Annotated in this window: 19 protein-coding genes and 1 pseudogene; 12 read left to right on the forward strand and 8 right to left on the reverse strand. The window is 39.2% G+C overall.

What is annotated here, in order from left to right; translation table 11 throughout:
- Positions 1 to 6: 6 nt before the first annotated feature.
- The 4 genes and pseudogenes from bamB to AAFX60_003395 all read left to right on the forward strand — a co-directional run bounded on the left by bamB (position 7) and on the right by AAFX60_003395 (position 4,353).
- Positions 7 to 1,163, forward strand: a pseudogene (gene bamB / locus AAFX60_003380) (outer membrane protein assembly factor BamB).
- 181 nt (positions 1,164 to 1,344) lie between these two features.
- Positions 1,345 to 2,847, forward strand: a complete 1,503-nt coding sequence (gene der / locus AAFX60_003385) for a ribosome biogenesis GTPase Der (GenBank protein ID XDF78239.1) — start codon at positions 1,345 to 1,347, stop codon at positions 2,845 to 2,847.
- 79 nt (positions 2,848 to 2,926) lie between these two features.
- The gene (locus tag AAFX60_003390) at positions 2,927 to 3,802 is read left to right on the forward strand and encodes an alanyl-tRNA editing protein (GenBank protein ID XDF78240.1); all 876 of its coding nucleotides are present in this window, start codon (positions 2,927 to 2,929) and stop codon (positions 3,800 to 3,802) included.
- A 317-nt stretch (positions 3,803 to 4,119) separates the two neighbouring features.
- Positions 4,120 to 4,353 carry a zinc ribbon domain-containing protein gene (locus tag AAFX60_003395; GenBank protein ID XDF78241.1) on the forward strand — a complete coding sequence of 78 codons (234 nt, stop codon included), beginning with the start codon at positions 4,120 to 4,122 and terminating at the stop codon, positions 4,351 to 4,353.
- Here the strand turns inward: AAFX60_003395 and xseA are convergent.
- The gene (gene xseA, locus AAFX60_003400) at positions 4,346 to 5,695 is read right to left on the reverse strand and encodes an exodeoxyribonuclease VII large subunit (protein XDF78242.1); all 1,350 of its coding nucleotides are present in this window, start codon (positions 5,693 to 5,695) and stop codon (positions 4,346 to 4,348) included. The two genes, AAFX60_003395 and xseA, sit on opposite strands and share 8 nt — an antisense overlap.
- 208 nt (positions 5,696 to 5,903) lie before the next feature.
- Here xseA and guaB point away from each other — a divergent pair, with 208 nt between their 5' ends.
- The 3 genes from guaB to AAFX60_003415 all read left to right on the forward strand — a co-directional run bounded on the left by guaB (position 5,904) and on the right by AAFX60_003415 (position 10,975).
- Positions 5,904 to 7,367: an IMP dehydrogenase gene (guaB, locus tag AAFX60_003405; protein ID XDF78243.1), complete on the forward strand. Its 1,464-nt coding sequence runs from the start codon at positions 5,904 to 5,906 to the stop codon at positions 7,365 to 7,367.
- Positions 7,368 to 7,586: 219 nt separating this feature from the next.
- A complete protein-coding gene (gene guaA / locus AAFX60_003410) occupies positions 7,587 to 9,140 on the forward strand; it encodes a glutamine-hydrolyzing GMP synthase (GenBank protein ID XDF78244.1) in 1,554 nt (517 codons plus the stop codon).
- Between the two features lie 275 nt (positions 9,141 to 9,415).
- Complete coding sequence (locus AAFX60_003415; GenBank protein XDF78245.1) at positions 9,416 to 10,975, forward strand: AbgT family transporter; 1,560 nt, start codon at positions 9,416 to 9,418, stop codon at positions 10,973 to 10,975.
- Positions 10,976 to 11,050: 75 nt separating this feature from the next.
- On the opposite strand, the gene AAFX60_003420 is transcribed toward AAFX60_003415, so the two are convergent.
- Genes AAFX60_003420 through AAFX60_003430 form a run of 3 tightly spaced genes read right to left on the reverse strand, consistent with a single transcriptional unit; the run spans position 11,051 to position 13,429 of the window.
- Entirely contained in the window at positions 11,051 to 11,686 is a 636-nt protein-coding gene (locus AAFX60_003420; protein ID XDF78246.1) for a PAS domain-containing protein, read from the reverse strand.
- A gap of 59 nt (positions 11,687 to 11,745) precedes the next feature.
- Entirely contained in the window at positions 11,746 to 13,023 is a 1,278-nt protein-coding gene (locus tag AAFX60_003425) for an L-serine ammonia-lyase, iron-sulfur-dependent, subunit alpha (protein ID XDF78247.1), read from the reverse strand.
- Between the two features lie 25 nt (positions 13,024 to 13,048).
- Positions 13,049 to 13,429, reverse strand: a complete 381-nt coding sequence (locus AAFX60_003430; protein XDF78248.1) for a Rid family detoxifying hydrolase — start codon at positions 13,427 to 13,429, stop codon at positions 13,049 to 13,051.
- 296 nt (positions 13,430 to 13,725) lie between these two features.
- Between AAFX60_003430 and AAFX60_003435 the strand changes: the two genes are divergently transcribed.
- A complete protein-coding gene (locus tag AAFX60_003435) occupies positions 13,726 to 15,030 on the forward strand; it encodes an amino acid permease (protein ID XDF78249.1) in 1,305 nt (434 codons plus the stop codon).
- A 67-nt stretch (positions 15,031 to 15,097) separates the two neighbouring features.
- On the opposite strand, the gene fghA is transcribed toward AAFX60_003435, so the two are convergent.
- Both fghA and AAFX60_003445 read right to left on the reverse strand, forming a co-directional pair.
- Positions 15,098 to 15,940 carry an S-formylglutathione hydrolase gene (gene fghA, locus AAFX60_003440; protein XDF78250.1) on the reverse strand — a complete coding sequence of 281 codons (843 nt, stop codon included), beginning with the start codon at positions 15,938 to 15,940 and terminating at the stop codon, positions 15,098 to 15,100.
- A 217-nt stretch (positions 15,941 to 16,157) separates the two neighbouring features.
- The gene (locus AAFX60_003445; GenBank protein XDF78251.1) at positions 16,158 to 17,306 is read right to left on the reverse strand and encodes an S-(hydroxymethyl)glutathione dehydrogenase/class III alcohol dehydrogenase; all 1,149 of its coding nucleotides are present in this window, start codon (positions 17,304 to 17,306) and stop codon (positions 16,158 to 16,160) included.
- A 277-nt stretch (positions 17,307 to 17,583) separates the two neighbouring features.
- Between AAFX60_003445 and AAFX60_003450 the strand changes: the two genes are divergently transcribed.
- Positions 17,584 to 17,958, forward strand: coding sequence for a hypothetical protein (locus tag AAFX60_003450; protein ID XDF78252.1), 375 nt, complete (start codon positions 17,584 to 17,586; stop codon positions 17,956 to 17,958).
- A gap of 60 nt (positions 17,959 to 18,018) precedes the next feature.
- Positions 18,019 to 18,618 carry a thiol:disulfide interchange protein DsbA/DsbL gene (locus AAFX60_003455; protein XDF78253.1) on the forward strand — a complete coding sequence of 200 codons (600 nt, stop codon included), beginning with the start codon at positions 18,019 to 18,021 and terminating at the stop codon, positions 18,616 to 18,618.
- A gap of 71 nt (positions 18,619 to 18,689) precedes the next feature.
- Here the strand turns inward: AAFX60_003455 and AAFX60_003460 are convergent, their stop codons facing one another.
- A complete protein-coding gene (locus tag AAFX60_003460; GenBank protein ID XDF78254.1) occupies positions 18,690 to 19,967 on the reverse strand; it encodes a dicarboxylate/amino acid:cation symporter in 1,278 nt (425 codons plus the stop codon).
- Positions 19,968 to 20,158: 191 nt separating this feature from the next.
- A complete protein-coding gene (locus tag AAFX60_003465; protein XDF78255.1) occupies positions 20,159 to 21,307 on the reverse strand; it encodes an S-(hydroxymethyl)glutathione dehydrogenase/class III alcohol dehydrogenase in 1,149 nt (382 codons plus the stop codon).
- Positions 21,308 to 21,481: 174 nt separating this feature from the next.
- On the opposite strand from AAFX60_003465, the gene AAFX60_003470 reads away from it, so the two are divergent.
- On the forward strand, positions 21,482 to 22,354 hold the full coding sequence (locus tag AAFX60_003470; protein ID XDF78256.1) for a LysR substrate-binding domain-containing protein: 873 nt from the start codon (positions 21,482 to 21,484) through the stop codon (positions 22,352 to 22,354).
- Entirely contained in the window at positions 22,355 to 22,870 is a 516-nt protein-coding gene (gene tadA / locus AAFX60_003475; protein ID XDF78257.1) for a tRNA adenosine(34) deaminase TadA, read from the forward strand.
- Positions 22,871 to 23,210: the final 340 nt, after the last annotated feature.

A 23,210-nucleotide genomic window follows, 5' to 3' on the forward strand; every position in this document is an offset into this window, starting at 1 on the left:
AACTGAATGCGTAAGGTGTTAAAAAAAGCGGCGTTATGTACCTTTGGTTTCTCGATGCTTTTTGGCTGTGCGAGTGAAGAAGATACAATCGTAATGGCACCGGTTCCTGTTGTTCAGAATCAATTTGAACCAACAACGGAATGGACAAGTTCAATTGGTGATGGTGTTGGACATTATTTTTCGCGTCTAACACCAGTATATGCTTATCAAAAAATATACGTTGCTAGTCGAGATGGTCTTGTTAAAGCTCTAGATCCTGAAAATGGCAAGACCATTTGGGAAAGAGATTTAGAGCAAGATGATACCGCTCGATTATCTGGTGGTTTAACACTGACTTACGGCAAAGTCTTTATTGGTTCTGAAAATGGTGAACTTATCACTCTTGATGCAGAAACCGGTGAAGAGTTATGGCGTGAGAAGGTGGATGGTGAAGTATTAGCTAAACCACTGGCTGATGAAGGTTACGTCATGGTTCATACTAGCCGCGGAGCATTAATAGCTTTTGATGCTGAAACGGGTGTAGAGCAATGGCAAATCAATAGTGAAGTACCGAACTTAACACTTCGTGGCGATAGTGCTCCTGTGAGCATCTCAGGCGGTGTGTTTTGGGGATGTCTAATGGTCGCTTAGCGGCAGCGTTGATTTCAAAAGGTCAACTATTATGGCAACAACCAGTTGGTACACCAAAAGGTGCGACAGAAATTGATCGTTTGGTTGATGTTGATGCATCACCGTTGATCCTTGGTAGTCGACTATATACTGTTGGTTACAATGGACAGTTAATTGCGCTAGATTTACGTACAGGTCAGCCAGTATGGAAGCGCAATTATTCATCAGCTATGAATATGTCATCTGATGGTAAGCGACTTTTCTTAGTAACAGAAAAAGATCACGTTGTTGCTGTTGATGCTCGAAGCGGTACTGAGCTTTGGAGCAACGAAGAGCTAGAATATCGTCAATTAACATCACCAATGATCATTGATAGCTATATTGTTTTAGCGGATAGCGAAGGTTATTTACATTGGTTAGATAGAGATACTGGGTTGTTTATGTCTCAACAAGAGATAGACAGTGATGGTATTGCCGTTTCTCCAATTTTAGTTGAAGACAGCTTCCTCGTTGTTACTCGCGAAGGTGATATCAAAAAAATGCGAATTAAATAATATTTATTTGCTATAATTGTGAATTGGCTCCAAGTCCTTTTGGTTTTGGGGCCTTTTATTGTTTTTAGATAGTGAAAGATAATCCAATTTGGTGATGGCTTTATGTGTAATCAATCAGTCAAAACCATCATCAAATTGGTATTAGCTCGCGCTATGCCTATGATTAAATAAAGAGGTATATATGATTCCTGTTGTTGCTCTGGTAGGGCGTCCAAATGTTGGTAAATCGACGCTATTTAACCGTCTTACACGCACAAGGGATGCATTAGTTGCTGACTTTCCTGGTTTAACTCGTGACCGTAAATACGGACGAGCTAAGTTAGAAGAGCAAGAATTCATTCTGATTGATACCGGCGGTATTGATGGAACAGAACAAGGCGTTGAAACTAAAATGGCAGAACAGTCATTAGCTGCGATTGAAGAAGCTGATGTTGTGCTATTTATGGTTGATGGTCGTGCTGGTTTAACATCTGCAGATGAAGCCATCGCAAAACACTTACGTTCACGTGAAAAGCCAACGTTTTTAGTTGTTAACAAGATCGATGGTATTGATGCAGATGCTGCAAGTGCAGAGTTCTGGCAATTAGGTATGAACAAAGTATACCAAATTGCAGCTTCACACGGTCGTGGTGTAACGTCTTTACTTGAACTTGCTCTAGCTCCTTTTATGGAAGAGCTTGTTGAAGAGTCTTTGAAAGATGAAAACGGTGAAATCACTGATTTAACTGAATTTGAAGATTTTGAAGACGAAGAGAAAGATCTAACTGAAGAAGATGCAGAGAAAGATTTTGCTCGCCTTCAGGATCAACCGATTAAACTTGCGATCATTGGTCGTCCAAACGTAGGTAAATCGACACTGACTAACCGTATTCTTGGTGAAGAACGTGTGGTGGTTTACGATATGCCTGGTACAACTCGTGACTCTATTTACATTCCTATGGAACGTGAAGGTCAAGAATACGTATTAATTGATACTGCGGGTGTTCGTCGTCGTGGCCGTATTAACGAAACCGTAGAAAAATTCTCTGTAATTAAAACATTAAAAGCCGTTGAAGATGCAAACGTTGTTCTACTGGTTATTGATGCTCGTGAAAACATCTCAGATCAAGATTTAAGTTTATTAGGTTTTGCGCTTAATGCGGGTCGTTCATTAGTAATTGCTGTGAACAAGTGGGATGGTTTAGATAACGATGTGAAAGAAAAAGTAAAATCTGAACTTGATCGCCGTTTAGGTTTTGTTGATTTTGCTCGTATTCACTTTATTTCTGCACTACACGGTACAGGTGTTGGTCACTTGTATGAATCGGTTCAAGAAGCATACGTTTCTGCGACTAAGCGTGTTGGTACTTCTGTTCTAACTCGTATCATGAAAATGGCACAAGATGATCACCAACCACCATTGGTTCGTGGCCGTCGTGTGAAGCTAAAATACGCTCACGCAGGTGGTTACAATCCACCGCTTATCGTTATTCACGGTAACCAAGTGAAAGAATTACCATCTTCATACAAACGTTTCTTAATGAACTACTACCGTAAGTCTTTAGAAATTATGGGTACTCCAATTCGTATTCAATTCCAGAATAGCGAAAACCCATTTGAAGATCGTGGTGGCAAACTAACTATGTCGCAAGAGCGTCAACGCAAGCGTCTGTTAGGTGCAGTGAAAAACCGCAACAAGAAGTAATCCAGAGTTACGTTCTTAAATGTATATTAAATAATAAAACGCCCATCTAGTTGTTGGGCGTTTTTTTTAGGTAAAAATCATGACTCAATTAGCAGCAACTGAAATTTTATTTTGTCATAACACATGGCAATCAGACTCCACTGTGCAACTTATCAAAGAAACAGAGCAAGGAAAGTGGGTAATTACTAAAGAGACACCATTCCACCCTGTTAGCCATATTTGGCCAGATCATCCAGAAGATAAAGGTGTAATACTGATTAATAACGAAGAATACTCAGTACTTGCTTGTCAAACTGGAGCTATAGAGCTTGCTACAAGTGAGTTTTATATTGGAAAAGATATTCCAATTAAACGTGGCGAAGAGGGATGGGTCTTTGTTGTTTCGCATTTAATCTCTAAAGATGCGGATATAGCAGTAGAAAATACTGTTACTTTGCGTGTTGATGAGGAGTATCAAAAAGCATTAAGTCGTGGTCATAGTGCAGGGCATATTGCTTATTTAGCACTAAATAAAGTGCTTCATGCTAACTACTGGCGTAAAGATGCTGATAGAAAAGACGAATTAGGCCACTATAATTTTAATAGCTATGCGCAAGAAACTAGCTTTGTATCTGAAGATCATTGTGAAGATGTATATCGTTTAGGTAAAACATTACGTAAGCGTGGTCTTAATAGTGCAGAGATGATGGCGAATCTTAAGACAATAGAAGAAGCAGTCAATCATCAAATTATTGAGTGGCTTGCCCTAGAAAGCCAAGTAACTATGCAATGTGATGGTAAAGCGTTAACCGATTCACGTTACTGGATAGTAGATTTTGGTATAGATGGAATAGCAAAACTTCCTTGTGGTGGTACGCATGTTAGTTCATTTAAAGAATACGCAACAATTACTGTCAAATTGGAAGAGAAAAGTGAGCAAGAGCTCCTTATGCTAACAACATCGATTAAAAAATAATCTAAAAAATGGAAATTACATTCCATGTATATTTCATTCTGCATTTTGTGTAATTAGAGTATTTTTCACTGAAAATCATAAGCCAAAGAATGATTGATGTGCTGGATCTTCTGATATTAAATGTTAAATTTAGATTTTAATGTGGTTTTAAATTGAAAAACAGCACATGTAACTAATGCTTTCGGGGTGTGGTTATATAAATGTTCTTAAAGGGCATGATCGCTGATCAGATCCCTATAAGCATGAAGATCCACATCATTTGAATATACTGAATAAAGAGTATTATTGAATAAGAACGATTAAAGAAGGAATGAGTGATGCAAGAAAATCAATGTCCAAAATGCCAATCTGAATTACGTTGGCAGAAAGAGGGCTATCATTGTGACTTTTGTCAGATAGATTTTAAGAAAGTGGCTTATTGCCCTGATTGTAATAAAGAAATGGAAAAGCTTAATGCTTGTGGCGCAGCAAGCTATTTTTGTCATGATTGCAATGAACTTAAGTCTAAATCACGAGCAAAAACGGAATTTTCTGAAATTGCAATTAGTTAAGTTCAGATGCTTTAGTTACCGTTGATGTAATATCACCATCAGCAAAACGAGTGGTAATGTTATCACCTAACTCCACTTGTTTTGTTGAAGTGATGATCTTCCCATCTTGATTGTGGGTGATGGAATAACCACGCATTAAGGTAGCTAAAGGGCTTACTGTATCTAGTTTCTCTGCTGCTAAAGCTAATTGATGACGTTGCATTAGTAGATTTCTATCCATTGAATCTAATAAGCGACGTTTGAGTTCTTCAATATGTAATTTATCTTGAGAGATTCTTTTTGTCGGAGATAAATTGTTTAATCGTAGCGTTAAGTTTTCAACTTTGTATTGCTGACGTTGAAGGCGCTGCTGAATATGATTCATCAATCTCTGATTAAGATCATCTAAGCGTTGGCTTTGATTATTTAGCTGCATCTGAGGGTGTTGCTTTTCAATTCGATGTTGATAAGCAGATAAGGAACGCTGTTGATGTGATAAATAACGTTCCATTGCACTATTTAAACGGCGCTTCTGATGAGCAACTGTTTGCAATTGCGCTGATAAATCACGACTCACTAATTCAGCAGCAGCTGAAGGGGTAGGTGCACGAACATCAGCAACAAAGTCAGCAATAGTAACATCAATCTCATGCCCTACAGCACTTACAATTGGGATCTCACTTGCAGCAATGGTTCGTGCAACGATTTCTTCGTTAAAACACCAAAGATCTTCTAATGAACCGCCGCCTCGACCGACAATTAAAATATCACATTCATTACGACTGTTAGCTCGCCCAATAGCTTGAGCTATCTGTATAGCGGCACCACTTCCTTGAACCATGGTTGGATAAATCACAACTGGTAGGTTTGGATCTCGTCGCTTTAATACATGGAGAATGTCAAAAAGGGCAGCCCCTGTTTGTGAAGTAATGATACCAACACGTTTTGGCTGTTCTGGTAAGGATTTTTTGGCTGTCTGAGCAAATAACCCTTCCGCAGCCAGTGACATTTTTAGTTGGTCAAACTCTTGTTGAAGACGGCCATCTCCCTCAGGTTGCATACTTTCAATGATAAGTTGATAGTCACCACGAGGTTCGTAAAGAGAGAGGCGGGCTTTAACAAGAACTTGTTTACCGTTTTGTGGTTTAAAGGTAACTCGTCGGTTATTGCCTTTAAACATGGCACATTTCACTTGTGCTTGACTGTCTTTTAAAGTGAGGTACCAGTGGCCAGAAACAGGCACGGTAAGATTGGAGATTTCGCCGACTAACCAAACAATTCCCATCTCGTTTTCTAATAATAGGCGAACTTCAGCATTCAATCGAGAGACAGTAAAGATACGAGGATTTGAATCGAGAGACATCAGAATGCCTTAGACATGGCTATAGGAATTAGCGGCAATATAATACATATCAAGGGGGTAATTGCAAATTAAAAATAAATAAATGTGTAGCCAAGCGTTTGCGCTATGCGTATAATCCGTCTGCAATATCAAATCCAAAACACTTTATTATGCGAAACGATAAAGTGGGATTTATTCCTTTAAACACCTTTGTTGTGAGATATTGCAAATGCTACGAATCGCAAAAGAAGCTCTAACCTTCGATGACGTTTTACTCGTCCCAGCACACTCAACAGTTCTTCCTAACACTGCTGATCTTCGCACTCAGTTAACCAAGAACATTTCTCTGAATATTCCAATGATCTCAGCATCTATGGATACGGTAACAGAAGCGCGCCTTGCTATTGCATTAGCGCAAGAGGGTGGCATCGGTTTTATCCACAAAAACATGTCTATTGAACAGCAAGCTGAAGAAGTTCGCCTAGTTAAAATTTTTGAAGCTGGTGTTGTTTCGGCTCCTGTAACTGTTCGTCCAGACGCAACCATTCAAGATGTTAAAGAACTAACAGAGAAACACGGCTTTGCTGGCTTCCCTGTAGTAACTGAAACTAATGAACTTGTTGGTATTATCACAGGTCGTGATGTTCGCTTTGTAACTGATTTATCTAAGAAAGTTGACGTTGTAATGACGCCGAAATCACGTTTGGCTTCTGTTAAAGAAGGTGCTACTCGTGAAGAAGTTCAAGAGAAAATGCACGAAGCTCGTGTTGAGAAAGTACTAGTAGTGAACGATGAGTTCCAACTAACCGGTATGATCACGGCAAAAGATTTCCATAAAGCAGAACGTAAACCAAATGCATGTAAAGATGAGCGTGGTCGTCTACGTGTAGGTGCTGCAGTAGGTGCAGGCGCAGGTAACGAAGAGCGTGTTAAAGCATTAGTTGAAGCTGGTGTGGATGTTCTACTAATCGACTCTTCACACGGCCACTCTGAAGGTGTTTTAAACCGAATCCGTGAAACACGTGCTGCATATCCTGATTTAGATATTATCGGTGGTAATGTTGCAACAGCCGCTGGTGCAAAAGCACTAATCGAAGCTGGTGTAAGCGCAGTTAAAGTGGGTATCGGCCCAGGTTCAATCTGTACAACTCGTATCGTAACAGGTGTTGGTGTTCCTCAAGTAACAGCTATTGCAGATGCAGCATCAGCAGCGGCTGAATACAGTATTCCAGTAATCGCTGATGGCGGTATCCGTTTCTCTGGTGACATCTGTAAAGCAATCGTAGCTGGCGCATCATGTGTGATGGTTGGTTCAATGTTTGCTGGTACAGAAGAAGCACCAGGTGAAGTAATTCTTTACCAAGGCCGTTCATACAAAGCATACCGTGGTATGGGTTCTCTAGGTGCAATGTCTCAAGGTTCTTCAGACCGTTACTTCCAATCAGATAACGCAGCAGATAAATTGGTACCAGAAGGTATCGAAGGTCGTATCGCATATAAAGGTCGTCTAAAAGAGATCGTTCACCAACAAATGGGTGGCTTACGTTCAAGCATGGGCCTAACAGGTTCAGCAACAATTGAAGACATGCGTACTAAAGCTGAATTTGTTCGTATTTCAGGTGCAGGGATGAAAGAGTCTCACGTACATGATGTTCAAATCACGAAAGAAGCACCAAACTATCGTTTGGGTTAAAAGAAGCGCCTAGGCTAATTTTTCTTAATTTTCTTTGCAGAATCTTCCGATTTCGTTATCAAAGGTACTCATTTACTCTTGTAAACTCCGTGCCTTTTCCTAGAACTCGAATGATTCTGCTTTGAAATATAAAGAAAAAATACTTTGTACTAAATTCAATTTTAAGCGTGTGGTTTATATGAAAGCCACACTAAATAAATGATTTTTTGAGAAAGACTAATGACGACTAATATCCACGATCAACGTATTCTTATTTTAGATTTTGGTTCTCAATATACGCAGCTTGTTGCGCGTCGTATTCGTGAAATCGGTGTTTACTGTGAGCTTTGGAGCTGGGATGTAGAAGAATCTGACATCCGTGATTTTAACCCAGACGGTATCATTTTATCTGGTGGCCCTGAGAGTGTTACAGAAGAAAACTCTCCTCGTGCGCCACAATATGTATTTGATTCAGGTGTTCCTGTATTTGGTGTGTGTTACGGCATGCAAACAATGGCAGAGCAACTGGGTGGTAAAGTAGCAACATCAACTGAGCGTGAGTTTGGTTATGCAGCGGTACAAGTAACTGGAGAATCAGCGTTATTTAAAGATCTTGAAGCAACTCAAGATGTTTGGATGAGTCACGGTGATAAAGTTGTTGAAATCCCATCTGATTTCGTAAAGATAGCAGAGACAGAAACCTGTCCATACGCTGCAATGGCGAACGAAGAGAAAAAATACTACGGTGTTCAATTCCACCCAGAAGTAACTCACACTAAAAATGGCATGAAAATGCTTGAGAACTTTGTTCTTAATGTATGTGGTTGTGAAGGTTTATGGACATCAGCTTCTATTATTGAAGATGCCGTTGCTCGTATTAAAGAGCAAGTAGGTGATGATGAAGTGATTCTTGGTCTATCTGGTGGCGTTGACTCATCAGTAGTTGCAATGCTTGCTCACCGAGCAATTGGTGACAAACTAACGTGTGTATTCGTTGATAACGGCTTATTGCGTTTAAATGAAGCTGATCAGGTAATGGAAATGTTTGGCAATAAATTTGGCCTAAACATTGTACATGTGAATGCTGAACAGCGTTTCCTTGATGCACTAGAAGGTGAATCAGATCCTGAAACAAAACGTAAGATCATTGGTCACGTATTCGTAGATATCTTTGATGAAGAATCGAAGAAACTGAAAAATGCTAAATGGTTAGCGCAAGGCACTATTTACCCTGATGTTATTGAATCAGCTGCATCTAAAACAGGTAAAGCTCATGTAATTAAATCACACCATAACGTTGGCGGCTTGCCAGATGATATGGAAATGGGTCTTGTTGAGCCTCTACGTGAATTATTTAAAGATGAAGTTCGTAAGATCGGTCTAGAACTAGGCTTACCTTATAACATGCTTTACCGCCACCCATTCCCAGGGCCAGGTTTAGGTGTTCGTGTTCTTGGTGAAATTAAGAAAGAGTACTGTGATTTACTTCGCCGTGCAGATGCTATTTTCATTGAAGAATTACACAATGCAGATCTTTACAATAAAGTATCTCAAGCATTCACTGTATTCTTACCAGTTCGTTCTGTTGGTGTAATGGGTGACGGTCGTAAGTACGATTGGGTTGTTTCTCTACGTGCTGTTGAGACTATCGACTTTATGACTGCGCATTGGGCACATTTACCATACGATTTCTTAGGTAAAGTATCTAACCGTATTATTAATGAAGTTAATGGCATTTCTCGTGTAGTTTACGATATTTCAGGTAAGCCACCAGCAACAATTGAGTGGGAATAATCCTCAATAATTGTTGATATGAATTTTGTTTATTAAAGCGCCGAAAGGCGCTTTTTTTGTTTCTATTGTAATGCAAATATTAACGTTGTTAGATAGATGTTTCATTGAAACATTAATTTACAAATTAAACATTTGTATAGCGCTGAAAATGCAATGTATTAAGCTTTTCTTGGCAATATCTGGTTTACACTGATTTAGCAAAGGAATAGATAAAGAATAAAAAAAATCAAATCTCTTTATCTTTAAATACAACATTACAGAAAATGGAGTTACGAATGAGTAACCAAGTAGCAGAGAAAACACCTAAGCTTAGCGGCATGGATCGTTTTCTGAATACAATTGAACGAGTAGGTAACAAGATACCAGATCCTGCACTACTGTTTTTCTGGGGCCTTTTAATTGTTTGGGGTCTTTCAGCGCTATTATCACAAGTACAATTTGACTTAATTCACCCAGTAACCCAAGACGCGGTTCAAGTGAAAAACCTTTTAACTGGTGATTCTCTAGCAAACTTTTTAGCAACAATGGTAACTAACTTCACGGGCTTTGCTCCTTTAGGTATCGTATTAGTTGCTATGTTAGGTGTAGGTGTTGCAGATACTTCTGGCTTTATTCAAACAGGCCTAAAGAAAATGCTTAACTTTACGCCAGCTAAACTATTAACACCTATGCTTATTCTTGTTGCTATCGTTTCGCATACAGCAGCAGATGCAGGTTACGTTTTAGTTATTCCTCTAGGTGGTATTATTTTCCACGCAGCAGGCCGTCATCCACTAGCTGGTATCGCAGCAGCATTTGCTGGTGTATCTGGTGGTTTCTCTGCAAACTTTATCCCATCAGGTATTGATCCATTACTAGCTGGCTTTACTCAAACAGCCGCTCAAGTACTAGATACTTCTTATATTGTTAACCCATTAGCAAATATTTACTTTACTGGTCTTTCTTCAATTCTAATTGTTGTGATCGGTTGGTATGTAACAGATAAGATTATCGAACCTCGTTTAGCAAATACACCAGTAGACGAAGATGCTGAAGAAGCACCTGATCTAGGTTCATTTACTGAGATTGAATCTAAAGCATTCAAATTTGCTGGTTGGGCGATGGTTGCAGGTATTGCATTATTAATTGCTTTAATCTACCCAGAAAACTCAGCACTTCGTTCTCCTGATGGTGAAATTACGTCATTCTCAGCACCATTAATGAAGTCAATTGTTCCACTTATCTTCATTCTATTTATTATTCCAGGCATTGTTTATGGTCGTGTTTCAGGAACATTTAAGAGCAGTAATGATGTAATCAAAGCAATGTCACAAACGATGGGTACAATGGGTGCATACATGGTTATGTCATTCTTCTGTGCGCAATTCTTAGTGGCATTCAGTCAATCAAACATCGGTACAATTCTAGCAATGTACGGTGCTGATTTCTTAAAAGCGATGGACTTACCTGGTCAAATGACCATTATTGGTATGATTTTGCTAACGGCAATGGTTAACTTATTGATTGGTTCAGCATCTGCTAAATGGGCTCTAATTGGTCCTGTATTAGTACCTATGTTAATGGGTGTTGGTATTTCACCTGAACTTTCTCAAGCGGCTTACCGTGTTGGTGATTCAGTTTCGAATATCATCTCTCCTTTAATGGTATTCTTCCCATTAGTAGTGGTTTACTGCCAACGTTACGTTAAGTCTACGGGTATCGGTACTCTTGCTTCTCTAATGATGCCATTCTCTATTGCTATGTTAGTTGGTTGGACAGTATTCCTACTTGCATACTGGGCTCTAGGCATTCCACTAGGTATCCAAGCGCCATACACATATAACCTTCCAGGTTAATTTGTATTAGTAAAAATAAAGCCCTGAGGAATGTTGAGTTCTCAGGGCTTTTTTTATGAGAGTAAAGAAAGGGGATTACTTGAACTTTCTTAGGTATCGATAAACAGAATCTTTAGATACATTAAGAATATTCGCTGTTATCTGAATCGCATCTTTAATATTAAAAGCCCCTTGATGATGTAAGCGCTCAACGATCGTTCTTACTCGGCGTGAAACGGCAATGCTTTCATCTTCAAATACATCATGTTGTATTTTTGCTATTGAATCAGTAAGCATTTCAATACTGTCTTTGGCAAACGTTTCTGGTGACGCGGTGAGTTGATTCGTTTGAGGAAACAGGTCCATAAAGAAACTGTTCATAGGAACATCAAGATTCGAATTAATGCAAAGTAAGGCAATAGGAGTGCCATCTTCATTTCTAATTATCGATGTGACAGAGCGTAGCAATTCCCCTTTTTCAGTACGAGTAAAATAAGGAGTAGAGACATCAGAATCTGTTTTTAATTTCTCTAGAGCTAGGTTCGTGATAGGCGCACCGATACCTCGGCCTGTTACATGCCCATTAGCTATTTTAATAATGGATGGGTTATCCGAGTCTAAAGAGTGCAATACCACTTCTACATGTTTACCAAACATTGCAGCAATGCCATCAACAATACTGTAAGTTGATTTGAGTATGAGTTTATCGGCTGTAGTCAGTTTATGTAGCATATATGTTCTTTATGTTGGTGAAATGAGATGTCACTTAACGAGTAAGTGACATCTTTTCATTATGACGCCATTATTTCAATGATTTCATGATCAATATTAGGCATACCTGTTGTGATCATTCTGCCAATGTTTTTAATTGTCTTTTCAACATCATCAGCGATCACACCTTGCTTCGTTACACAATGATCATTTAGTGCTAATAGAGCAGATTTCATTGCTGATTGAGCGCTACTTCCCACTTTCATTGCACACGTTGATTTTGCACCGTCACAAATCATACCGCTGGTATCACTGATGGTATTTTGAATGGCTGAGCAAGATTGTTCAAACGTGCCACCAGCTAGATATACCATCGCCATTGATGCTGCTGCAGAAGTAACAGCATTACCACAAAAAGCAGAAAGTGGTGGGTAGTGAGATTTAATATAAATGGCACCAAGATGACTCATGATAAAAGCTCGAGCTAATTTTTCATCATCAGCATTAAAAAAGTCAGCCATTTTTACTACTGGAATAGTTGCTGCAATACCTTGGTTACCACTGCCATAATTCGACATGGCTGGTAGTGTCGCCCCTCCCATACGAGCGTCAGATGCTGCTGAAGTATAGATCAAAATGTCACTATCTAGACTTTTAGCAAGTAATCCTTTTTCAATGTTCTTTTGATAGGTGCGACCGACTTCTAAACCGTAAGGGTTATTTAAACCTTCTTGAGCAAGAGCGATATTTAACTCTTTTGCTTCTAAAATAAATTTAATGTCATCAAACTCTGCTTGGGTAGCAAAGTCATAAATTGATGAGATAGTGATATCAACGCCATCACAAATTGACGCTGTAGATGTCTTTGGTAAAGAGGAGTCCAGCGTGAAAATAACGTTATCATCAAGACGTTTTTCAATAATTAGAGTGTGACCACCGCTAATCGTAACTTCAGCATTATGAACCGCATTTTTAGCAATAACTCGGCAATAAATAAACTCGTCAGTGGTTTCTCTTTGAACGACGACACAGCCATTATCAATGAGCTTTTGTGCTTCATTTACTTCTTCTTCAGTTATCTTTGCTAATACTTCTAAGCCAGCATCAGGATTGCCACCTATCGCCCCTGTTGCCGCTGCAATAGCAAGACCAACTCTACCTGTTCTTGGTACAAAAACACCCATGCTATTTTTGTATAAGTTATCAGAAACAAAAACATCTATTGTTTCTGGTTTAGAACCAAGCATTTGTGTAGCCACGCTTGCAGCATAAGCGGCACAAATTGGTTCAGTACAGCCAAGAGCTGGTTTTACAACACCTTGTAGAATATCAATGTACTGTTTCCAGATAGAGTTCATGATGGTCACCTTTTATATCTAATTATTATTTTTGATGTGCAATCGCTTCAACTTCAACTAATACGCCAAGTGGAAGATCTTTAACGGCAAAACATGAGCGAGCAGGGCAGTCTGTTTTGAAAACGGTTTTGTATACTTCGTTAAACGCAGCGAAGTCAGTAATATCTGCAAGGTAACAAGTTGTTTTTAAAACTGTGTTTACATCACCGCCACCAGCTTCAATAACTGCAATTAAATTTTGTAGAGACATTTGTGACTGTTCTGTGATTCCACCTTCAACTACTTTAGAAGTAGAACCATCTACAGGTAATTGACCTGATGTAAAAATGAGACCGTTAAATTGTGTGCCATGAGAATATGGACCAATAGCTTCAGGTGCAGATGCAGCAACAATAATTTCTTTCATATAAACCTACTTACTTGCAATAAATTTTGAATTTTAAGTTTTTCTTCAAGTTATGCAAAAATAATTGCATTGATCTTGTTGGGTGAATTTATGCTTAATTGACAAGCAATGCAATAGGTTTTTGTTATTTTTGTGTTTATTTTTCGAACTGAGATCTCGCTATCATTTCAAATAAATTTGCATTGTTATTTTTATAATTAGGAGTAAATTCTTCAAAAGTTGCATTTATACCTAGAAAGTATGATGCATTATTAATAATAAAAAATAGCGTACCCTACACAAAGATGGAGTTTTATATGAACACAGCTACATTGCCGAGTCATCATCATGAGAGAGATGGAATGAATGACTCTGAGTGGAAAAAAGCGACGAAATTCGATAGTACTGATATTGGTTGGATTGTAATCAGTATTGGTATGGCCATAGGCGCAGGGATTGTTTTTTTACCTGTTCAAGTTGGTATTATGGGGCTTTGGGTTTTCCTTTTATCTTCAATTATTGGTTACCCAGCCATGTATTTGTTTCAAAAACTTTTTATTAACACTCTCGCAGAAGCAAAGACATGTACGGATTACCCAGGTGTTATTACTGGTTATTTAGGTAAAAACTGGGGGATCGCTTTAGGCGTTCTCTACTTTATAATGTTGGTTATTTGGGTGCTGGTTTACTCGCTAGCAGTCACTAATGACAGTTCATCATATTTGCATTCTTTTGGTGTGACTGAGGGACACTTAAACGATAACGTATTTTATGGTTTAGGCCTAATCTGTGTACTTGCTTTTATTGGTTCTAAAGGCGAGAAATTATTATTTAAACTTTCAGGGTTTATGGCGGTAACGGTTCTGTCTTTGGTGGCAATTATGGGACTATTGCTAGTATCTCGTTGGGATATGGCAAATATTCCAGCAATGGGATCATTTGGACCAATGCTAAAAGACGCGATCATTACTCTGCCTTTTACTTTAACTTCTATCTTGTTTATCCAATCATTAAGCCCTATGGTAATTTCATATCGTTCACATGAAAAATCTATTGAGGTTGCTCGCTTTAAAGCGCTACGAGCAATGAATATTGCTTTTGGTATCTTGTTTGTTGTTGTTTTCTTCTTTGCTGTTTCTTTTACTTTTGCGATTAGCCAAGAGCAAGCGGCAGAAGCAATGAATAAAAATATTTCAGCATTAGCGATTATTGCACACTACTTCCCTGGTAGCTGGGCAACGGTTACAGGTATCGTGATTAATATCTTCGCTGTTGTGACATCATTCTTTGGTGTGTTTATGGCATTCCAAGAAGCGTGTCGTGGTATTGCCATGAATATACTATTAAGACGTATGGATGAATCTGCGATAAATAAAGAGTTGGTAAATAAACTAATTACTGTATTCATTATTTTACTTGCATGGTCTGCTGTTGCTTTGAATGCGCCTATCTTATCTTTTACTTCGATTTGTAGCCCTGTTTTTGGTTTGGTAGGTTGTTTAATTCCAGCTTATCTTGTGTATAAAGTACCGACACTTCATAAGTACAAAGGGGTAGCAACTAATCTAATTATTATTACTGGTATTCTGCTTTGTATCTCTCCAATACTTGCATTTATCTAAGATTAATTTTCTAAATAACATAAAAAAGCCCAGAGATATCCTCTCTGGGCTTTTTCTATTTATGCTGTTATTTATTTAAGTGAGAAGCGTGGAACTCTAAATGCTCATCAATAAATGTTGAGATGAAGAAGTAGCTATGGTCATAGCCTGGTTGCATTCTAACTTCAATATCAGTTCCTGATTTCTCTGCCGAAGAGAGAAGGTACTCAGGTTTTAATTGTTCTTCTAAAAAACCGTCAGCTTCACCTTGGTCAACTAAGATTGGAAGTTTTGAGCCTTTTTTCAGAAGTTCAGAACTGTCGTATTCTAACCAAGCTTCTTTATTATCACCTAAGTATAAACCTAACGCTTTTTGTCCCCAAGGACAGTTAATTGGGCTAGCAATAGGACTAAAGGCAGAAATAGATTGGTACATGTCTTGGTTTTTTAAGCCGATAGTAATAGCACCATGACCACCCATACTGTGACCAGAAATCGATTTTTTATCTGATACAGGGAAGTGCTCTTCGATTAATGATGGTAGCTCTTTTGTCACATAGTCATACATATGATAGTGACGGTTCCAAGGAGCTTGAGTTGCATTTAAATAGAACCCTGCACCTAGGCCAAAATCGTATGCACCTTCTGCATCATCAGCAACGTCTTCACCACGAGGACTTGTATCCATAGCCACAATAGCAATACCTAATTCAGCTGCTTTTTTGAAAGCGCCAGCTTTTTGCATGAAGTTTTCATCAGTACAAGTTAAGCCTGATAACCAGTATAAAACAGGAACCGGATTACTTTCAGATGCGTTTGCAGGTAAGAAAATAGCAAAGCGCATATTGCAGTTTAGAGATGATGAAGTATGTGTGTATTGTTTGTGCCAACCACCCGCAACTTTTGCTTGGCTGATATTTTCGATTGTCATGATGAGCCCTTTTATATTTGATTCGTATCAGCGAGATCACTGTATTGAATAGGTATCTACTGGTTGATTTTGAAGTGCTTTAAAATAAAGAATGAAACACTCAGTAAGATTACCTATAAATTGCGCCACCCACGCAGATAAGCATACTGTCTTTATATAAAGCACTTGGAGATCAAAAGTAGAATAGGGGTTAGAGTATCTAACCCCTTGCTTTTACTTATTTATCCATATGTAAAACAGTACGGATAGACTTACCTTCGTGCATTAGATCGAACGCAGCGTTTACATCCGCAAGACCCATAGTGTGAGTGATGAAGTCATCAAGAGCGAACTCACCTTGCATGTAACGGTCAACGATACCTGGAAGTTCAGTACGGCCTTTAACGCCACCGAATGCAGAGCCACGCCATACACGACCCGTTACTAGTTGGAACGGACGAGTTGAGATTTCTTGACCCGCACCAGCAACACCGATGATGATTGATTCACCCCAACCTTTGTGACAACACTCAAGAGCCGAACGCATAACGTTAACGTTACCGATACACTCGAAAGAGTAATCAACACCACCGTCAGTCATTTCAACAATCACTTCTTGAATTGGCTTGTCGTAGTTCATTGGGTTGATGCAATCAGTTGCACCTAATTTTTTAGCCAGTTCGTATTTGCTTTCGTTCAAGTCAACACCGATGATGCGGCTTGCACCAGCCATTTTTGCACCGATGATAGCTGAAAGACCGATACCACCTAGACCAAATACAGCAACCGTGTCACCTTTTTCAACTTTAGCAGTGTTAAGAACCGCACCCATACCAGTAGTAACACCACAACCTAGAAGACAAACTTCTTCAAGAGGGGCATCTTTAGATACTTTCGCTAAAGAGATTTCAGGAAGAACTGTGTATTCAGAGAACGTAGAACAACCCATGTAATGGAAGATAGTTTCACCGTTAATAGAGAAACGGCTAGTCCCATCAGGCATAAGGCCTTGGCCTTGAGTTTCACGAACCGCTTGGCAAAGGTTAGTTTTGCCAGATTTACAGAATTTACACTCACCACATTCAGCAGTGTAAAGAGGGATAACGTGGTCACCGACTTCAAGACCAGTTACGCCTTCACCCACCATTTCAACAATACCGCCACCTTCGTGACCTAAGATTGAAGGGAAGATGCCTTCTGGATCATCACCAGATAGAGTGAATAGGTCAGTGTGACAAACACCAGTAGCAACGATGCGAACTAAAACTTCACCCGCTTTAGGAAGTTGCACATCCACTTCTTCCATTTTAAGAGGTTCGCCAGCAGCCCAAGCTACCATTGCTTTAGATTTAATGTGAGTTTGACCAGGTTTAATATCAAGCGCCATTGGATTTTCCTTTTAATATATTCGGATGAGCAGTCAACTAAAGCGTAGCTGAGTTTTTTATTTCTGCTCTCTCGTTTTGATGTGGCTAGTATAAGTGTGAACAAGGATGTTGATAATCCCCATAAAATGAAAATGATTTTTACGGTTATGTAATAATAAATGTAGAATAGAGTATTTATGGAGTAGATATCTCAGTTTAAAAGGGAAATATGAAATGAGACCTGACAAAGGTGGGTCATATAGATATGCTGCTTGTATTAAAGGAGTATGAATAAATATGAGCCAATGCAGTAGTAAAATTTGGGGACTATTTTTAATTTTGCTTGTGGTGTTTTCAGCAGGCTCTTTTGCTGCATCTCAAGTTAATACTTCATTACCTTCTAGTGAAACCATTACGCCTTATCAAAAGTCCTCATCAATTATAAACGCTTTGGTTATTTCTGATTGTGCTCAATGGGATCATGATCTGTCATTAGGCTACAGTTCAGAGCGACATCATTGTTGTGCATCTGTGTGCTTATTAAAAATGTCATGTGGTCAATCTTTAGTGGTTACGCATTCTCTTTTAAGTTCTTTAGCTTTGATTAATGTGGATCAAGCTGAAAAAGCCATCGTACGTAATCAAACCTTATTTCGCCCTCCAATTGTGTAATTCTTAATGTAAAGTTTTTGTATTTTTACCGATGTTATTAATCGATTTAGGATTTATTCAATGAAAAAGTTATTTGTTTTTTTATCAGCAGTTATGTTTACATTCTCTGTTCAGGCTACACAGTTTGAGGAGGGGAAATATTATCAAGTTCTCGATGTAGCGAAATCAACCCAACCCAAGGTGACGGAGTTTTTTTCATTCTATTGTCCGCACTGCTATAAGTTTGAAGCGGTGATTAAGAATTTAAAACCCGCTTTAGCGAAGAGCGTCAAATTTGAAAAAGTGCATGTTGCTTTTATGGGAAATGATATGGCAGTACCTATGGCAAAATCGTACGCCACTATGGTTGTACTTGGGGTTGAGGATAAAATGGTACCAGCTATGTTTAAGCAGATTCATGAGTTAGGGCAACGTCCAAAAAATGAAGATGAACTTCGTCAAGTCTTTATCAATAATGGTATTGACCCTGATAAATATGATGAGGCTTATAATAGTGCGGCTGTGAGTGCGATGCAGCGTAAGTTTGATATTCAGTTTGAAGCAAGTACGTTAACAGGGGTTCCAGGAGTATTGGTGAACAATAAATACATTGTTAAACCTAATGCCATTCGTAGTTACGATGAATACAACCAACTGGTAAATTATTTACTGACATTGTAATTTTTTATTTAAGCTACAAACTTGAGATACAAAAAAGCCCTCACAGATTGAGGGCTTTTTATTGCATAACATTATGCAGGGATATTTTGTGTGAACACTTCTTTGTTAGCTGATTCTTTTTGCCACTTATCAATAACCAAAGCCGCAATCATATCTCCCTCAACGTTAACCGCTGTACGGAAAGTATCAAGTGGGCGTTCAATAATTAATAAGATCGCAATGGCTTCTAGAGGGATCCCAGCAGCTAACAGAACCAGTTGCATACCCGACATGGATCCTGATGGCATACCAGGAGCGCCAACAGATGATACCATTGCCATAATAAAGATCATGACTAACCCTGAGGTTGTTAAATCGACCCCAAAAAGTTGAGCTAGGAATATAGCTGCAACACCTTCAAATAGCGCTGTTCCATCCATATTCATTACCGCACCAAGTGGTAGCACCATACTGCTTGTACTTTGAGATACCCCTAGCTTTTCTTGTGCGCTTTGCATTGCTAGAGGCAGAGTTGCAGAACTAGAAGAGGTTGCAAATGCCATCGCCATTGGAGCTGAGATCGCTTTAAATAAGGTTGTATACTTAATGCCTGTCGCTATTTTAGCTATTGTTGGTAAAACAATTGCGCCATGAATTAAAGTAAGAACAAAGACCAGTAAAGCAAACAGAGCTAATTGTTGAAATAAAGACTCGCCACCTCGGACAGTAAAATCAAAAACAATGGCAAACACAGCTAATGGAGCTAGGCGAATAATCCAACCTACTAGTGTATTAATGCTTTTATTTAAACCGCTGAGCACATCAAAAACAGGATGCTTTTCTGGTAGTGATGAAAGTAAAGCCAGTCCCAACATAAATGAAAACACAACGATAGCGAGTAAGTTCCCATTGGTTAATGCTGCAACAGGATTTACTAAAGCCATATTTAATAACTTACTTGCAATGGCTGCACCACCAGCGGATTCTTCACTAATGAGCTGAACATTGTCACCAACAGGAGCAAACTCTGTAAGAGGTTGCCATGCAGGCATCAATAATGATGCACCTAAACCAAGAGATATCGCTAATAATGTGGTGAAACTGTAAAACAATAACGTATTTCGACCTACTTGTTTTAAGCGGGTGATAGAGCCAATGCTTGTAATACCTTGAAGTAAAGAAAGCATTACCACTAAACCGACCACCATTTTGAGTAAACCAATATAGGTAATTTTTCCTAACATGATTACTTGGTACCAAGCCGCTTGGGTTACGTCAGTTGTTGGAGAAATAAATAGTGTAATAAACCAAGCAAGTAATGCTGCTAGTAGTAATTGCAGAGGCAAAGAATGACGAAGTTTGTTCCACATAATGATTATTCCAGTTACTTTGAAAAATGTTGCTTTATACGTTTATTAAAAGATGGCTCCTTTAATAAACGCATGCAGTATAAAAAATAAAGTCCGTTAAATTAAATCTAACGGACTTTGATATTAAGTGAATTACAATGTTTTAGACCCTAGACCCTAGACCCTAGACCCTAGACCCTAGACCCTAGTTCTTATTTATCCATATGTAGAACAGTACGGATAGACTTACCTTCGTGCATTAGATCGAACGCAGCGTTTACATCCGCAAGACCCATAGTGTGAGTGATGAAGTCATCAAGAGCGAACTCACCTTGCATGTAACGGTCAACGATACCTGGAAGTTCAGTACGGCCTTTAACACCACCGAATGCAGAGCCACGCCATACACGACCCGTTACTAGTTGGAACGGACGAGTTGAGATTTCTTGACCTGCACCAGCAACACCGATGATGATTGATTCACCCCAACCTTTGTGACAACACTCAAGAGCCGAACGCATAACGTTAACGTTACCGATACACTCGAAAGAGTAATCAACACCACCGTCAGTCATTTCAACAATCACTTCTTGAATTGGCTTGTCGTAGTTCATTGGGTTGATGCAATCAGTTGCACCTAGTTTTTTAGCCAGTTCGTATTTGCTTTCGTTCAAGTCAACACCGATGATGCGGCTTGCACCAGCCATTTTTGCACCGATGATAGCTGAAAGACCGATACCACCTAGACCGAATACAGCAACTGTGTCGCCTTTTTCAACTTTAGCAGTGTTAAGAACAGCACCCATACCAGTAGTAACACCACAACCTAGAAGACAAACTTCTTCAAGAGGGGCATCTTTAGATACTTTCGCTAAAGAGATTTCAGGAAGAACTGTGTATTCAGAGAACGTAGAACAACCCATGTAATGGAAGATAGTTTCACCGTTAATAGAGAAACGGCTAGTCCCATCAGGCATAAGGCCTTGGCCTTGAGTTTCACGAACCGATTGGCAAAGGTTAGTTTTGCCAGATTTACAGAATTTACACTCACCACATTCAGCAGTGTAAAGAGGGATAACGTGGTCACCGACTTCAAGACCAGTTACGCCTTCACCCACCATTTCAACAATACCGCCACCTTCGTGACCTAAGATTGAAGGGAAGATACCTTCTGGATCATCACCAGATAGAGTGAATAGGTCAGTGTGACAAACACCAGTAGCAACGATGCGAACTAAAACTTCACCCGCTTTAGGAAGTTGAACATCCACTTCTTCCATTTTAAGAGGTTCGCCAGCAGCCCAAGCTACCATTGCTTTAGATTTAATGTGAGTTTGACCAGGTTTAATATCAAGCGCCATTGGATTTTCCTTTTAATATATTCGGATGAGCAGTCAACTAAAGCGTAGTTGAGTTTTTTATTTCTGCTCTCTCGTTTTGATGTGGCCATTATAAGTATTTCGCATCAATTGATAATACGTTAGAATGGTAAATAATTTTTACGAATACGTAATAATAGTAGTGGAGAATAGCCTGTGATTGATTGGGAAGGGGTAACGGAATTCGTTGCCGTTGCTGAAGCGCAAAGCTTTACTGGAGCCGCTAGGGCTCTTGATACTTCTGTTGCTCAAATTAGCCGTAAAGTCGCGGCCTTAGAGGATCGTCTTTCAATTAAACTATTGATAAGAACAACTCGAAAAGTTTCTGTAACGGAGGCTGGGCAAACTTATTATCAACATTGTCGTCATTTAGTTGAAGGTTTAAAACAAGCTGATAGAGCTATTACAGAGCTAAACGCAACTCCGCAAGGGCGCTTAAAAATTACCTCTTCAGTGACATATGGTGAGCAATTGATCGCACCATTACTGAGTGACTTTATGCTGATGTACCCACAGCTTGAACTTGAACTTGTGTTATCAAATCAAACATTAGATTTGGTTGAGCAAGATTTTGATTTAGCGATTCGATTAGGGCGTTTAACCGATTCAACTATGATGGCAAAACGTCTATCTAGCCGCCAAGTGCGCGTATGTGCTTCTCCTAGTTATATTGAGAAACATGGTGAGCCTCATACCTTATCTGAACTATCGCAACACAACTGTTTAGTTGGTAGCTTGCCTATTTGGCGCTTTATTGAAAATAAAAAAGAAAAAAGCGTAAGAGTAAAAGGTTCTGTTCACTGTAATAGCGGAGCGGCATTAACCAATGCAGCATTAAAAGGTTTAGGTATTGTTCAGCTGCCTGATTTTTATGTTCAAGAGTCAATGGATAAAGGTGAATTAGTGGAGATCCTTGTTCCTTATCGTGAGCCAAAAGAAGGGATCTGGGCTGTGTACCCAAATAACCGACACCTTTCAACTAAGGTTCGTTTATTGGTTGAATTTTTAGCACAAGAGCTAGCTGAATAAATGAGTGTTAAACAAGAAAGCAGAGATGCTAGCTTTTATATGCAACGAGCAATGGAACTGGCTGCTATCGCAGAGCAAGAGGGTGAAGTTCCTGTTGGTGCTGTGATTGTCTTGGATGATGAAATTATCGGAGAGGGGTGGAATCGCTCAATCAGTACTCATGATGCAACTGCTCATGCTGAGATGATGGCAATTAAACAAGCGGGTAGTAAAATTGAAAACTATCGTTTAGTTGATGCGACATTATACGTTACGTTAGAGCCATGCCCTATGTGTGCAGGCGCGATTGTACATAGTCGTATTAAACGCGTTATTTTTGGTGCATCAGATATGAAAACAGGGGCATCAGGAAGCGTGATAAACTTGTTTACTTCAGCAACGGCGTTTCATTTTGTTGAATGTGAATCAGGTGTGATGGAAGAGGCATGTCGTTCTCAGTTGCAGGCGTTTTTTAAAAGAAGACGTAAAGAGAAGAAAGAAGAGAAAAAAGCCAGAAGAGAAGCTGAGCAGAAATAAAGACGAATAGGATCTAAAAAGGCAAGCCATTACTGGTTTGCCTTTTTCTTTTGTATGTCTATCGACAAGAGAAGGGTTCGCCTGTGTCGAATAATGCTTGAGCGTATGAACGTTGACGCTGTAAGACTTTTTTATGGTTATTCAGTAGCTTTCTACGGCGTTGTGTACTGCTTCTGAGTGTACTTTTACTTTTTGGTTTTCTTCTACCAGAGAGCATAAACTCCCCTAATTAAACGAATAAAAAGCGCGTTTATTGTATTTGTAAAACGCGCATAAAAATAGATGATGTGGAATGAAGATTAAGCCTCTATTGTTACCGTATTATGACGATGAATCTGAG

The organism is Aliivibrio fischeri (genome assembly GCA_038993745.2).
In the GTDB taxonomy this organism is placed as follows: Bacteria; Pseudomonadota; Gammaproteobacteria; order Enterobacterales; family Vibrionaceae; genus Aliivibrio; species Aliivibrio fischeri_B.